Below are 13,862 nucleotides of genomic sequence, written 5' to 3' on the forward strand. Positions count from 1 at the left end.
ACAGCCTCGTCCAGGCGGCCAAAGCCAAGGCCCGGGGCTACCGCTCCTCCCGCAACCTGAAGGCGATGATCTACCTCATCGCGGGTAAGCTCGAACTCGCCCTACCCACCTGAAACAGCGAGGAACCACAAAGAAGAACACCGCGTGGGAAGACGCCATAGGGCGTGTCACGTTCGAGAAGAATGTGGATGGCATTCTGGTGCTGACCGAAAAGGAGATCATCGCCTGCAACGAGGGCGCGATCCGGATGCTCGGTTGCAAGGAAAAGGCCGAGGTCCTGTCCCGCCATCCGGTCGATCTGTCGCCGGAAATCCAGCCCAACGGCCGCCGATCGGCTGACCTTGGGCGGGAGAAGATCGCAAGCGCCATCAAGGACGGGTTCGCCCGCTTCGAATGGATGCACCGCCGGGCCGACGGCAGCACGTTCCCCGTGCAGGTCAGCCTGGTTCCCGCCGAAATCGCCGGCCAACCCTGCATCATAAGCTACTGGCAGGACATAGCGGCCCTGGTGGCGGCGCGGGAGGAGAAAGCCCGGGCCATGACGGGCCTCGCCGCCCGGTTCGAATCGGACATCGGCGCCATCGTCGATTCCGTGGCATCCGCCGCCTCCGGGATGGAAACGACAGCCAGGGCGATGGCCACCACCGCCGACGGGTCCGCGCATCAGGCAACCGCCGCCGCCGCGGCGTCCGGCCAGGCTTCGGCCAGCGTGCAATCGGTGGCCAGCACGGCCGAGGAACTGTCCGGTTCCATCGCCGAGATCAGCCGGCAGATGGCGTCCTCCTCCGCCATCGCCGCCAAGGCGGCCAGTGAGTCAACCCGCGCCGACGCCCTGGTGAAAAGCCTGGCCGACGCGGCCCACAAGATCGGCGGCGTAACCAACCTGATCAGCGGCATCGCCAGCCAGACCAACCTGCTCGCGCTCAACGCCACCATCGAGGCCGCGCGCGCCGGCGAGGCCGGCAAGGGCTTCGCGGTGGTCGCCTCCGAAGTCAAGAGCCTCGCGGCCCAGACGGCCAGGGCAACCGAGGAGATCAGCGCCCAGATCGCCGCCATGCAGAACGCCACCAGCGAGACCGTCACCGCCATCCAGTCCATCGGCGCCACGATCACGCAGCTCAATGAGATCGCCACCACCATCGCCTCCGCGGTCGAACAGCAGCATGCCGCCACGCAGGAGATCGCGCGCAACGTCCATCAGGCCGCCACCGGCACGGCCGAGGTTGCCAGCAACGTCGCCGGCGTGACGCAGGCCGCCACCGAGACGGGTGCGGCCTTGCAGCAGGTGCTTGCCACGGCCCACGAACTGTCCGGTTCAGGCGAGCGGCTGCGCAACCAGGCCAGCCAGTTCCTGGCCATCGTCAAGGCCGCCTGAGCCGTGGCATCCGGCAGCCGATAACGCGATACCGGAATAGTCGCGCTTCCTGGCGAATCCGTGCGCGCCGATCCGGCAGCCCGGTCCGATGCGCGGCGGCCTGACCGAGCTGCGCAAGACCGCCGCCGGCACCTGGGGCTCAGGCATCGCACCTGGTTCGGGAACCGGCGGTGCGTGTCATGGCCGCGATCGCCAACGGCATCTGGCTCCAGCACACGGGCCTGCCGGGCGACCCGTGGGGCGAGCCGGCGCGGCCGCAGAACGGCATCATCCGTACCCCGGAACGTCCCGGCCACTGGCGCCTGCGTCTCAGTCAGTGGCCAGTTCGGCGCTGAACACCGTGCCCCTGGTCTCCGGGCCGAGGAGGACCGCCGCGGCGGTGCTGACGGCCCCCAGGATCGTGCCGATCAGCATCGGAATGGCGAACCCGATGTGCCAGTTGATCGCAAAATAGGTGATGATGGGCGCAACAAGGCCGCCAAAGATCGCACCCTGGTGATAGGTGAAGCCTGTTGCGGTGGCACGCACCTCGGTGGGGAACCGTTCAGACAGATACGCCGGATACAGCACGTGCATGCCGCCACCGCCAAATGCGCCCTGCAACGTGAAAAACGTAACGATCAACGCATAGTCGCCGGTGAACAGATACAGTGGCGTGATCGGGATCGTCAGCAGCGCGGGAATGATGATGGCCCAGCGGCGGCCGATACGATCCGCCAGTCCGCCCCACAGCGAACCCGTCAGGAAGAACATCAGGCTCTGCAGCATGACCGGCAACGCCACCAGGGCCGGGCTGAAGTGCATCTCCTTTTGCAGGTATGTCGGGAACATGCCGCCGATGGAATAGCCGACGATGAAGGCGCTCGCCATCCACCAGCAGGCCGTCAGGGTGTTGAAGAGCTGGCCGCGTCTGAAGATGCGGACCAGGGGCACACGAACCTCGCGCTGCAAAGTACGCTGCAGCCTTCGGTTCTCGATCCAGACGGGCGATTCCTGCACATAGCGGCGCACAAACAGGATCGCGAAGGCCGGCAGGACGCCGATCATCAACAGGCCGCGCCAACCGATCCAGTCGTACAGCAGGCCGTAGGCCGCGCTCGACAGCACGGCGCCGAGGCCCCAGGAAGCCTGCAGGACCCCGGCCATGAAGCCGCGCGAGCGGACCGGCCAGCTTTCCATTGCCAGCGACGCGCCGCACGGCCATTCCGCTCCCATGCCGATCCCCAGCAGGGTGCGGAACAGGAACAGGAACCAGAAGGCAGGCGAAAGTCCGGCGAAGAAATTGCAGGCGGAAAACCATGCAATTGAAATCATCAGCGGCTTCTTGCGCCCGATCCGGTCGGCCAGCCAGCCGGAGGCGGTGGCGCCCACCAGGCGCATCCACAAGGTCAAGGTAAAGACCGCGGTCACCGCCGTCAGCGGGACATGAAACTCCTGCGAGATCGGCAACATGATCAGCAGGAAGATCGTGAAGTCGAACGCGTCCAGGGTCCAGCCCAGCCACGCGGCCGTCCAGGCCAGCCACTGTTCTTTGGTCGGTTCCTGCCACCATGGGACGGGCTTCATTCTTCCGGCAACCGTCGTCATTGGCTTGTTCCTCCCGCGTGGGTGGCCCTTGATGGTATGGTTTCTAGGCGAGCATTCCGGCACGTCCTGAATCGGGAAATGGCGTCAGGCTATCGATCGGGACAATGATACCTGGTTCGCGCTCAAGAAGAGCCCTGAACCGGCGGGGGTCGCAACTTCCTTGCCCTTCCAGCCACCTGATGAGCGGAAAAGACCAGAAATCCAATTTGTCCGGGATCTATTGCGGCAGCTGTACTCTGGCCCGCGCCTCGGGATGGCGGCGCAGCATGTCCGATGGCACAGACTATTCGTACGAGAATCGCTGATAGACGAAAGGCCGCTTTACCGCCAGCCTTTTTTGCTGCCTTGACGGCGAGGTGCGCGGCCGCGCCCCGCCGTCATGGACAGTCGCTCTATTCCGCCGCCGTCCGCACCGCGGCCTGCCCCAGCAGCGCCTTCGCTTCCTTCGCGATGCGGGTCCCGTCGAAGAAGTTCGGGTTCTGCGTCCCCCACAGCCGCACCGAGTTGCCGAAGACGAAATCGTGGAAGTCGTTCTGCGTGATGAAGCCGTCCTCGACGAGTTCATACGCCTCGGGCAGCGGGTCCCGCATGTCGATGACGTCGAAGTGCCCGACGTCCGAGCTGTAGATCGCATTCAGTTTGGCGCCGAACGGATTGACCTTGCCAAATGCGATCGAGTTCATGCGGTCGTCGGCCTCGCAGCCGAAGTAGAACGGCGTTGCAAACAGATCCACCCAGTCCTGCTTGCGGGTGATCTTGCATCTGGAGAAATCATCCAGGTCCTCAAGACCGCCGGTATTGTGCATCTCGGGATCCGGCGTCCCGTTGCGTGCCTTCAGGGCCGCAAGCATGTCGCCGTAGCCGTATTTCTCCACCAGGCTTAGCAGTTTCATTTTGTCGAGCTTTTCTGGCTTCATGTTCTCCAGGGCGCGGATGTTGCGACGCTCCCAGTGCTCGATCAGGTCGCCAAAAAGCTGTGCCGCCCAGCCCACGCCACCTTCCAGGAAGGCCCAGCGCAACTCGGGGAAACGACGGGTGACGCCGCCAAGGAAGATGCCCTTGCAGGCGGCATGGCCGGCATCGGCGAAGTGGCCAATATGGTTGTAAACGAAATTGGTCGGCGAATTGCGCAGTGCCTGGTTGCTGCCGGTGCTGTGGAACGTCGGCGCGATCTTCAGGTCGCGGCACCTGGACCAGACCGGATCATAATCGTACGGACTGTCGATGCCAAAGACCTCATACCAGACGGCAAACCGATCGGCTTCCGGATCGGGCTTGACGGACTCAACCTGCCGCGGGAAGGCGCTGCCGAACATCGCCGCCTTGGAACCAAGTTCTCTGGTCACGAATTCAAGTTCGGCGATCGCCTCTTCCGGATGATGCATCGGAATAATTGCGGCCGGCGTCATGCGGTCCGAGAGTTTCTCGAAGTATCCGGCGGACACGATGTTGTACGCGTGGATCACCGCCCGCCGCGTCTCGTCGTCCTTGATCCTGGGCAGCCGCAGCCCGGCGGTCGGATAGATGACGGCGAAATCCGTCCCGAACTCCTCCATCCGGTCGTAGAACAGCCGCGGCATCATCGCTGTCGCGCGATCCAGGGTGTTGCCGGTCTGCCGGGTCCAGAACCCCGGCATGGCGACGCGGCGACGCTTGCGCTCGGCCACCGACATGTCGAGCCCGGCCTTGGTCACATTCATCGCAGCCAGGAAGCCGTCCGCGGCCCGGTCTCCACCAACCTTCCGCATCTGCTCGGCGAAGACGGGGTCGTATTCAACCCAGTGGCCATCGCCGTCGATTACCGGATGCCCGAGGCTCGCACGGATCTGTGCGGGTGTCTGATGCGCGTGTCCGGTCATTTCCTCCCTCCGCGTTGAACAGTGACATTGACGTCCTGCTGATTTTCCATCGAGCGCAGCACCATCCGTGGGGAGAGTCAAATTCCGGCGCCGGTAGATTGTTATGGCCGCAACGAGATGCCGGACTTGCAAGCGAGGTCCGATGTCCGGGAAGCAGCCGGCGACGTGCCAGGATGCGCCAGAGCACGCGTTGCACTGAATACTTCGGCGATACTGCGGCGCGCCGATCCGATGAAGGTAAGGGCATTGGCGCGGAATCATGCCGGCACGCCAGCAGCCGGGCGGGCAAAACCAATCGCGATTCGTGTGCCCGCAGATTGTCCTCTACACATCGGCAGGCATGGGATAAGTATCAGGCGCAAACCATGTCCGCCGGACCGTGAACACGGCGGCATCCAAAAGGGGAAGAAACATGTCCATGAAGCGTCCGTCACGGGTCCTGCTGCCCGTGTTTGCCGTGCTCGGCTGCCTCGCGTACGGATCAGCCTATGCCCAGAGCCAGCACATCCGCGGCACGGTCAAGTCCGCCGAGGGCCACGACGTCACCGTCGAAACCCGCAACGGCAAGTCCGTCACCGTGCCGACCACCGACAAGACCGGCTACTATGTCGTTGAAAAGGGCAGCCTCAGCGACGTGAAGCCAGGCAAGTTCGTCGGCATCACCTCGGTTGACCGCGACGGCAAGCAGGTCGCCGAGGAGATCCACGTCTTCGCCGACTCGCTGCGCGGCCTCGGCGAGGGCCACTATCCATGGGACCGTGACCAGCAGGCCAACATGATGACCAACGCCAACATCGCCAAGGTTGAGTCCGTCGCCGGCGGCGACGTGCTGAAGCTGGACTACAAGGGCGGCGAGCAGACGATCAGCGTGCCGAGCGACGTAACGGTGGTGACGTTCGACAAGGGCAGCCGGTCGGACCTCGCCGACGGCCGTCACGTCTTCGTGGTCATGAGCAAGAACGAAGCGAACAAATCCGCCGCCGCCATCGTCGTCGGCGCGCCCGGCGTCACGCCGCCGATGTAGGTCGGCATGTCGATGGTCCAACCTTCTGCCGCGGACACCGCGGCAGAAACGCGCGTCACCACCTATCGGCACGGCGTCGTCGTGCGGATCACGCACTGGGTCAGCGTGATTTGCATGACGATGCTGCTGATGAGCGGACTGATGATCTTCAACGCGCATCCCGCGCTGTACTGGGGCAACATCTCCGACTTCGACCATCCCGCCTTCAGCATCGGCACGGTTCGCGCGCCCGACGGGCATTTCCAGGGGCAGATGCTGTTGTTCGGCCACCGGATCAACACCACCGGCGTGCTGGGCCTGACCAAGGCGGCCGACGGGCAGCCCCTGGATCGCGCCTTCCCGCCCTGGATGACCATTCCGCGCTATTACTCGCTGGCGGACGGGCGGCACTGGCATTTCTTCTTCGCCTGGCTGTTCGTGCTCAACGGACTGTTCTACCTCGTGTACAGCCTGCTGAGCCGGCATGTCTGGCGCGACCTGGTGCCAAGCCGAGGCGACCTGCGCCATTTGCCGGCCTCGGTCGTCGAACATGCCCGGCTGCGCTTCCCCAGGGGGGAGGCGGCGCGCCGCTACAACGTGCTGCAGCGGCTGTCCTACCTGGTCGTGATTTTCGTGCTGATCCCGACGATCGTTCTCGCGGGCTTTGCGATGTCGCCGCGGCTGGATGCCGGTTTCCCCTGGCTGCTGACCCTGTTCGGCGGTCGGCAGTCGGCGCGGACGGTGCATTTCATCGTGGCCTGGCTGCTCGTCGCCTTTGCCCTTGTCCACGTGGCGATGGTGATCCTGTCCGGCCCATGGAACAACCTGCGGTCGATGATCACAGGCCGCTACGTGATCAAAACGAACGGAGAACGGGAATGAAACGACGGCAGTTGCTGCTCGCCGGCGCGGGACTGCTGTCCGGCTGCGACAAGGTCGTGCAGGACCCACAGGTACGCACGACGCTCGCGCACACCGAGGACATCACGCGGACCGTTCAGCGCCTGGTCACCGGCCCGGCCTCGCTGGCGCCGGAATATCCGGCCGCCGACATCTCCCCCGCGTTCAAGGGCAACGGCACCGTCGATCCGGACGACGATGACTACCAGGACCTGGCGTCCAACCACTTCAAGGACTGGCGGCTGGACATCGGCGGCCTGGTGGAGCACCCGGCGAAGCTGTCGCTGGACGATCTGCGGGCAATGCCGTCCCGGACGCAGATCACCCGGCACGACTGTGTCGAGGGCTGGAGCTGCATCGGCAAGTGGAAAGGCGTGCCGCTCGGCACCCTGCTGCAACAAGCCGTCCTGCGGCAAGGCGCCACCTACATCGTGTTCCACTGCGCCGATCGGCTGGACGAGTCGCTTTCGTCGGAGAAATATTACGAGAGTATCGGGCTCGAGGATGCCTTCCACCCGCAGACGATCCTTGCCTACGACATGAACGACCAGCCGCTGTCCGTGCGTCATGGCGCCCCGTTGCGGCTGCGGGTGGAGCGCCAGCTTGGCTACAAGATGGCCAAGTACATCATGCGGATCGAGGCCGTCAGCAGCTTCCGCCACATTGGCGGCGGCAAGGGGGGCTACTGGGAAGATCTTGGCTATGCCTGGTATGCCGGCATCTAGCGGCCGCATCGCAGGATATCCTGCCCATACGTTTACAAACCCGCACCAAACAGGATAGCTTGCCGCCGGCGCCACTCGTCTCAGGAGTTCCACCCGGACCATGCCGACCCGTAGCGGACCCTTTGCACTTCTGCTGATCCCGTTCCTGCTTGGTGCGTGCAGCTTCGACCACGGCCTGCGGCGCACGACCCGCCTGCTGAACGACCGTCTGCAGGCGACGATGGCCCCCGACATCGCGTCCGGCGCCGCGACGGTCCAGCCGCTGTCCAACGGCGCCCTGGTCACGCTGCTGGGCAACGCCGACTTCGCCAACACCGTGGACGCCCGCGCCGATCGGCGTCGGGACGTGCGGGCCAGCGTCATTCAGGGCCTGCTGGACCCGAGCCTGATCCGCGTCGCCGTCGCCGACACCTCGACGCTGCCAGTTTACCAGCGTCAGGCCCGGGTGCAGAACGTTTACCAGTATTTCGAGGACAACGGCCTCGCCCTGACGCTGGTGCCGGACGGTTCGCTGCCCGCCCGGCCGGCGGGAGCGCCGCGACCGCAGGGGGTGGCCATCCGCATCACGCTGGACTGCCCGGCGAATGCCTCGCGCGGCACCTGGGGCGTCGGGCCGGTGTTGCCGTCCTGCCACTGAAACAACGGGGCGCTCAGTCCCAGGTGATCCCGGCGCGCGTGACAGCCACGCCACCGTCGTTGCGCAACCGCACCACGTTCACCGTCTTCGCCAGGTCGGGCGAGCCGGAATACCAGGCCGGCACCGTCACCCTGGCGCCGACCTGCGCGGCCCGGTTCCAGTGGCCGAGCGCCAGGTAGTCGGCCCGGGTCGCCTCGATCTCGGCATTGCTGATCAGCCAGGACGGCCGCAGCGGCACCACGCCGTCATCCTCGTAATGACCATGCGCCAGCGTCACGTGCCAGCGCGCCGAGCGCAGCCTGGGCTCCCGCAGCGGCGCCATGTCGTTGTAGTCAACATGCGCATGGCCCCAGATCTCCAGGTCGTGGCCGGGGAAATGCACCGTCTGCGCGTGCGTCAGGCCGAGGATGTGGACATGCGGCAGGCGGTCCAGCCCGCCGCGGCGCCAGACGGAGTCCGGGGTCAGCGGATCATGATTCCCCGGCAGAACGATCACCGGCCGGCCGGCCTTCGCCAGCAGCGCGGCGCACTGCGCGACGATGGCAGCCGACTGGCGGTTGTTGTCGAAGATGTCGCCGACGAGCAGCACGTAGTCGGCGCGGTGCGCCCTGGCCGCGGCCAGCACCACGCGCAGCCCGGTCGTGCCGTCCTGGCCATACGGGCCCTGGTGCGGGTCGTCGTCGACATGCAGGTCGGAGCTGTGCACAAGCACGATGTCTGAAGCCAAGTCGTTCCATCCGTTCCAGGTTGCCGCGCCATGAGACCGGCGCGCCCGGCGCCCGTCAACATTGGCCGCCCCGGATGGCTGCGCTAACCTTCCCGCGAACCATCAACCGGAAGGAGGACTCGCCATGATCGACCTGCATTACTGGCCGACGCCGAACGGCAAGAAGGTGACGATCCTGCTGGAGGAAGCGGGGATTCCGTACCGGATCGTTCCGGTCAACATCGGTCGCGGCGATCAGTTTTCCGCTGAGTTCCTCAGGATGAATCCGAACCACCGCATGCCGGTGATGGTCGATGCCGCGCCCGCCGGCGGCGGCGAGCCGGTGGTGGTGTTCGAGTCCGGCGCGATCATGATGTACCTCGCCGAGAAAGTCGGCCGGTTCTATCCGCAGGACCTGCGGGGAAAATACGCCGTGACCGAATGGGTGATCTGGCAGATGGCGAACCAGGGTCCGAAATCAGGCGAATGCGGGCATTTCCGCCGCCTCGGCGATCGGCAGGGCGATCAGTCCTATGCCGTGCGCCGCTTCACCGACGAGGTCAACCGGCTGTACGGCGTGCTGAACAACCGGCTGCACGAAAGCCGCTACCTGGCCGGCGAAGATTATACCATTGCCGACATGATCTGCTACCCGTGGACGGTGAACTGGCAGGGACAGGGCCAGGACATCGCGGAATTCCCGTATTTCAAGCGCTGGCAGGACGAACTCGCCGCCCGCCCGGCGGTGCAGCGCGGCATGGCCGCCGGGGCTGACCTGTCCGAGGACGTATCGAAACTGCCGCCCGAGGAACAGGAGCGCCGCGCGAAGATCCTCTACAACCAGCGTGCCCGTCCGGTACCCGTCCATTGACCCGATGCAGGATCGTCTCATGCCCGAACTGGAATGCTTCTTCGACTGCTCCAGCCCCTGGACCTACTTCGCCTTCGAATCGCTGTTGCGCATGCAGCAGGAAATCGGCGTCACCATCCAGTGGCGGCCGTTCCTCGTCGGCGGCGTGTTCAACGCCGTCAACCCGAGCGTCTATGACTCGCGCGACAAGCCCGTACCGGCCAAGGCCGCCTACAACAAGAAGGACCAGCAGGACTGGGCGCGCTACCTTGGCCTGGACATCCACTACCGGCCCTCGGTCTTCCCGGTGAACAGCGTGAAGGCCATGCGCGCCTGCATCGTGCTGGAGCCGGAGGGACATCTCGTCCCGTTCGCGCGCGAAACATTCAAGGCCTACTGGACCGACGACAAGGACATCTCGCAACTCGCCGTCCTGACGGAGATCTGCGGCCGCCTAGGCATCGATGCCGCGCGGCTGCTGGGGGCGATCGAGCAGCAGGCGGTGAAGGACACCCTGCGCGCCAGCACGCAGGAATTGATCGACCGCGGCGGGTTCGGCTCCCCCACCATCTTCGTCGGGGGCGACGACATGTATTTCGGCAACGACCGCATGCCGCTGATCCGCGACGCGGTGCTGCGCCGGCGCGGCTGAACAGCATGGCCCGGGCAAGGATGGCTGCCCGGGCCATGCTGTGGCGGCTTGCGACCGCAGGTCGAATCCCTTCTCTGCGCGCTCTGCGCTCCGCTCGGCGAACTCTGCGTTGAATCGCGGTGGTTGGGGCACCGCCGGCGTTTCGGGTTGGACGACTCACCGGCAACGCCATCCTTTGTTGCGGCACCGCATTTTTCGACGCAGAGTTCGCCGAGCGGAGCGCAGAGCGCGCAGAGAAGAATTTGTTGCGGCCTACGGTCGCAAAAGGTTGGTGGCGATCGTCGCGCGGCGGTGCCACCATGACCGGCCCCGGCCGCATCGGCGGCGACCATGGTGCTGAACAAGTATCAGGAACAACCATCCGCCCGCATGGCATCCGCGGCACGCGGGCGGGAAAATATGCAGTGCTACACTGCCTCGGCCGACAGCCGCCGCGGCCGGCAGCAGGCGCAACTGCCGCCATGCGCCATCGCCGGCGCCACCCCGGCATCCTCGCGCGCGCCGCCGCCGATGGCCGCCACCGTCAGCAGCCTTGGCGCCGGCTGGCCGCAGTCGGGGCAGGGTTGCGGCAGGTCGTATTCGGCCATCGGCCGGATCTCGGTGAACGGTCCGCAATCGGCACATTCGTACTCGTATGTCGGCATCGGCGCTCTCCTTCCTGTTGGTCCGCAGTGTGGCATTTCCGGCTTTTCACGGCCAGCGGCGGTTGTCGATGCCGCAGCCTGGAACCATGTTGCAAAGCAACATGACGCGAAGGATGCCTGCATGAACGGACAAGTCGACCTGACCCAGTTCGCCCAGGAGAAATACGCCGTCGGGCAGCCGGTGCCGCGCAAGGAAGACCCGACCCTGCTGCGTGGCCAGGGGCGCTACACCGATGACCTGAACCTGCCGGGTCAGGCCCATGCCGTCATGGTCCGCTCCACCATCGCGCACGGGATCATCCGCGCGATCGACACGACGGCGGCGAAGGCGCTGCCCGGTGTGCTGGCCGTGCTGACCGGACAGGATTTGATCGACGGCGGCCTCGGCGCCATGCCCGCCGGGATGTCGTTCAAGAACCGTGATGGATCCGCCATGCCAAAGCCGATCCAGATGGTGCTGGCCACCGACAAGGTCCGCTTCGTCGGCGATCCGGTCGCCGTGGTGGTGGCGGAGACCGCGAAACAGGCGAAGGACGGCGCCGAAGCGGTGATTGCCGGCATCGATTCGCTGCCGGCGGTCACCGAGGCCGCCGCCGCCGTCGCGCCCGGGGCGCCGCAGCTCTATGACGCGACGCCGGGCAACGTGATCCTCGATTTCCACCACGGCGACACCGAAGCGGTCGCCGCCGCCTTCGCCAGTGCGGCGCATGTCACTCGGCTGAAGATCCGCAACAGCCGCGTCGTCGTCTGCCCGATGGAGCCGCGCTCGGCCATCGGCGAGTACGACCCGGAGGGCGAGCGCTGGACGCTGCGTCTCGGCTGCCAGGGCGTGTTCGGCATGCGCCAGCTGCTGACCGGGCCGCTGCAGGCGCCGGTGGAGAAGATCCGCGTGCTGACCGGCAATGTCGGCGGCTCGTTCGGGATGAAGGCCTCGTGCTATCCGGAGTATCCCGCGATCCTGTATGCCGCGAAATTGCTCGGCCGCCCGGTGAAATGGACCGACGAGCGCGGCGAAAGCTTCCTCAGCGACAGCCACGGCCGTGACCACGATATGGAGCAGGAACTGGCGCTGGACGCGGACGGCCGCATCCTGGCGCTGCGCATCACCGGCTATGGCAACATCGGCGCATACCTGTCGAACGGCACCGTGCTGCAGCCCACCGGCAACATCGTGCGTAACAGCATCGGCGTCTATGCGACCCCGCTGCAGGAGGTCTCGGCCAGGGCCGTCTTCACCAACACTAGCCCCGTCGGCCCCTATCGCGGTGCCGGCCGGCCCGAAGTAAACTATTATATAGAGCGGCTGCTGGACACCGCCGCGCGCGAGATGGGGATCGACCGGGCGGAGATCCGCCGCCGCAACCACATCCAGCCCGAGGCCCTGCCGTACACGACTCCGGCCGGCACCACCTACGACAGCGGCGACTTCCCCACCATCCTGGACAAGGCGCTGGCGCTGGCCGACTGGGACCGCTTCCCGGCACGGAAGCAGGCCAGTGCCGAGCGCGGTCGGCTGCGCGGCATCGGCATCGGCCAGTACCTGGAGGTCACCGGCCCGCCGGCGCCCGAAATGGGCGGCATCCGCTTCGAGGACGACGGCACCGTGACCATCGTCACCGGCACGCTGGATTACGGACAGGGCCACGCCTCGCCGTTCGCCCAGGTGCTGGCGGCGCGGCTTGGCATCCCGTTCGAGAAGATCGCCCTGCTGCAGGGCGACTCGGACCAGTTGCTGGCCGGCGGCGGCACCGGCGGGTCGAAGTCGCTGATGGCCAGCGGTACCGCGATCGTCGAGGCGGCCGATCTGGTACGGGAAAACGGCCGCCGGATCGCCGCGCATGTGCTGGAGGCGGCGGAGGCCGATATCGAGTTCGAGGTCGTGCATGGTGGCGGCCAGTTCCGCATCGCCGGCACCGACCGCACCATCGGCCTGATGGACCTGGCCAAGCGGTTGCGGGAAGGACGGGTGACGCTGCCCGACGGCGTGCCGCCGACGCTGTCGGTCTCGCACGTGGCGAACAGCCCGCCCTTCGCCTACCCGAACGGCTGCCACGTCGCCGAGGTCGAGGTCGATCCCGAAACCGGCGTGGCCGAGGTGGTGCGTTATGGCATGGTCAACGACTTCGGCGTGGTGGTGAACCCCCTGCTGGTCGAGGGCCAGGCGCACGGCGGCATCGTCCAGGGTATCGGCCAGTGCTTCCTGGAGCACGTGGTGTATGACGACAACGGCCAGCCTCTGACCGGGTCCTATATGGACTACGCCCTGCCGCGGGCGAACGATGCGCCGTTCTTCACCTTCACCTCCCATCCGGTGCCGGCGAAGACCAATGTGCTCGGGTCGAAGGGCTGTGGCGAGGCGGGATGCGCCGGCTCGCTGCCGTCGGTGATGAACGCGCTGGTGGACGCGCTATCGGGATATGGGATCAGGCATATCGATATGCCGGCGACACCGTTGCGGGTGTGGGAGGCGATCCAGGCCGCCGGCTGATACAGTCTGAAACAGAAAGGGCGCGCGGACGGGTCCGCGCGCGCCTGTTCTTGTGCTCGACTTGACAGCCGGGCAAGTCAATCAGAGGGAGGTTTGTAAAGGGGGCGGTGTAAACGGTGCACGCGCCAACAGGCATTCCTGCACGCGGATCATCAAGGCGGAATGGTCCTCTTCAGATACGTTGTCACTCTGCATGACCAGGCGGACCAGTGGGTCCCTGAGCAATTGGGCCAATGTCAGTGTGCTGTCTGTCGTCGTGCACATTGTCTGTCACCACTCCCCGTGAAGCGCGAAAGCACGTTAACCGCTTTCGGTAAGCAGAATGGAAATGAATTGTGTCTTAACGTTGCCCGTCCTTGGGCAAGATTCGTTCTAAATGGTCATTTGTCGCGCCGCTGTGGCCGATCGGCATCATGTGTGTAATCTGGAGACACAC

12 protein-coding genes are annotated in these 13,862 nt (G+C 65.7%); 8 read left to right on the top strand and 4 right to left on the bottom strand.

Annotated elements, in window-relative coordinates:
• The first annotated feature begins 157 nt into the window (after window positions 1-157).
• Entirely contained in the window at window positions 158-1,375 is a 1,218-nt protein-coding gene (locus CCS01_RS18295; protein WP_275112937.1) for a methyl-accepting chemotaxis protein, read from the top strand.
• 309 nt (window positions 1,376-1,684) lie between these two features.
• Here CCS01_RS18295 and CCS01_RS18300 read toward each other — a convergent pair whose 3' ends face one another.
• Together CCS01_RS18300 and CCS01_RS18305 are read right to left on the bottom strand one after the other, a co-directional pair.
• The gene (locus CCS01_RS18300; protein ID WP_104520212.1) at window positions 1,685-2,962 is read right to left on the bottom strand and encodes an MFS transporter; all 1,278 of its coding nucleotides are present in this window, start codon (window positions 2,960-2,962) and stop codon (window positions 1,685-1,687) included.
• A gap of 392 nt (window positions 2,963-3,354) precedes the next feature.
• Complete coding sequence (locus CCS01_RS18305) at window positions 3,355-4,821, bottom strand: amidohydrolase family protein (protein WP_158258476.1); 1,467 nt, start codon at window positions 4,819-4,821, stop codon at window positions 3,355-3,357.
• Window positions 4,822-5,239: 418 nt separating this feature from the next.
• On the opposite strand from CCS01_RS18305, the gene CCS01_RS18310 reads away from it, so the two are divergent.
• The 4 genes from CCS01_RS18310 (at window position 5,240) to CCS01_RS18325 (ending at window position 8,086) form a co-directional block, all read left to right on the top strand.
• Window positions 5,240-5,845, top strand: coding sequence for a hypothetical protein (locus tag CCS01_RS18310; RefSeq protein ID WP_158258477.1), 606 nt, complete (start codon window positions 5,240-5,242; stop codon window positions 5,843-5,845).
• Between the two features lie 12 nt (window positions 5,846-5,857).
• A complete protein-coding gene (locus tag CCS01_RS18315; RefSeq protein ID WP_204848342.1) occupies window positions 5,858-6,706 on the top strand; it encodes a cytochrome b/b6 domain-containing protein in 849 nt (282 codons plus the stop codon).
• Window positions 6,703-7,449 (top strand): molybdopterin-dependent oxidoreductase, encoded by a 747-nt coding sequence (locus CCS01_RS18320; RefSeq protein WP_204848343.1) that lies wholly within the window; start codon window positions 6,703-6,705, stop codon window positions 7,447-7,449. The genes CCS01_RS18315 and CCS01_RS18320 overlap by 4 nt, the downstream gene beginning before the upstream one ends.
• A 100-nt stretch (window positions 7,450-7,549) precedes the next feature.
• Window positions 7,550-8,086 (top strand): hypothetical protein, encoded by a 537-nt coding sequence (locus CCS01_RS18325; protein ID WP_104520217.1) that lies wholly within the window; start codon window positions 7,550-7,552, stop codon window positions 8,084-8,086.
• A 13-nt stretch (window positions 8,087-8,099) separates the two neighbouring features.
• On the opposite strand, the gene CCS01_RS18330 is transcribed toward CCS01_RS18325, so the two are convergent.
• Entirely contained in the window at window positions 8,100-8,813 is a 714-nt protein-coding gene (locus CCS01_RS18330; RefSeq protein ID WP_104520218.1) for a metallophosphoesterase family protein, read from the bottom strand.
• Window positions 8,814-8,937: 124 nt separating this feature from the next.
• On the opposite strand from CCS01_RS18330, the gene CCS01_RS18335 reads away from it, so the two are divergent.
• A complete protein-coding gene (locus CCS01_RS18335; RefSeq protein WP_104520219.1) occupies window positions 8,938-9,663 on the top strand; it encodes a glutathione S-transferase N-terminal domain-containing protein in 726 nt (241 codons plus the stop codon).
• Between the two features lie 19 nt (window positions 9,664-9,682).
• Window positions 9,683-10,294, top strand: coding sequence for a 2-hydroxychromene-2-carboxylate isomerase (locus tag CCS01_RS18340; protein ID WP_104520220.1), 612 nt, complete (start codon window positions 9,683-9,685; stop codon window positions 10,292-10,294).
• Between the two features lie 407 nt (window positions 10,295-10,701).
• On the opposite strand, the gene CCS01_RS18345 is transcribed toward CCS01_RS18340, so the two are convergent.
• Window positions 10,702-10,938 carry an FmdB family zinc ribbon protein gene (locus CCS01_RS18345; RefSeq protein ID WP_104520221.1) on the bottom strand — a complete coding sequence of 79 codons (237 nt, stop codon included), beginning with the start codon at window positions 10,936-10,938 and terminating at the stop codon, window positions 10,702-10,704.
• 121 nt (window positions 10,939-11,059) lie between these two features.
• Here CCS01_RS18345 and CCS01_RS18350 point away from each other — a divergent pair, with 121 nt between their 5' ends.
• Entirely contained in the window at window positions 11,060-13,426 is a 2,367-nt protein-coding gene (locus CCS01_RS18350; RefSeq protein WP_104520222.1) for a xanthine dehydrogenase family protein molybdopterin-binding subunit, read from the top strand.
• Window positions 13,427-13,862: the final 436 nt, after the last annotated feature.

Source organism: Rhodopila globiformis, from assembly GCF_002937115.1.
Classification (GTDB): domain Bacteria; phylum Pseudomonadota; class Alphaproteobacteria; order Acetobacterales; family Acetobacteraceae; genus Rhodopila; species Rhodopila globiformis.

Coding starts and splice junctions, on each gene's coding strand:
- CCS01_RS18300 (WP_104520212.1), bottom strand. CDS start 2,962: ATGACGACGGTTGCCGGAAGAATGAAGCCCGTCCCATGGTGGCAGGAA.
- CCS01_RS18305 (WP_158258476.1), bottom strand. CDS start 4,821: ATGACCGGACACGCGCATCAGACACCCGCACAGATCCGTGCGAGCCTC.
- CCS01_RS18310 (WP_158258477.1), top strand. CDS start 5,240: ATGAAGCGTCCGTCACGGGTCCTGCTGCCCGTGTTTGCCGTGCTCGGC.
- CCS01_RS18315 (WP_204848342.1), top strand. CDS start 5,858: ATGGTCCAACCTTCTGCCGCGGACACCGCGGCAGAAACGCGCGTCACC.
- CCS01_RS18320 (WP_204848343.1), top strand. CDS start 6,703: ATGAAACGACGGCAGTTGCTGCTCGCCGGCGCGGGACTGCTGTCCGGC.
- CCS01_RS18325 (WP_104520217.1), top strand. CDS start 7,550: ATGCCGACCCGTAGCGGACCCTTTGCACTTCTGCTGATCCCGTTCCTG.
- CCS01_RS18335 (WP_104520219.1), top strand. CDS start 8,938: ATGATCGACCTGCATTACTGGCCGACGCCGAACGGCAAGAAGGTGACG.
- CCS01_RS18340 (WP_104520220.1), top strand. CDS start 9,683: ATGCCCGAACTGGAATGCTTCTTCGACTGCTCCAGCCCCTGGACCTAC.
- CCS01_RS18345 (WP_104520221.1), bottom strand. CDS start 10,938: ATGCCGACATACGAGTACGAATGTGCCGATTGCGGACCGTTCACCGAG.
- CCS01_RS18350 (WP_104520222.1), top strand. CDS start 11,060: ATGAACGGACAAGTCGACCTGACCCAGTTCGCCCAGGAGAAATACGCC.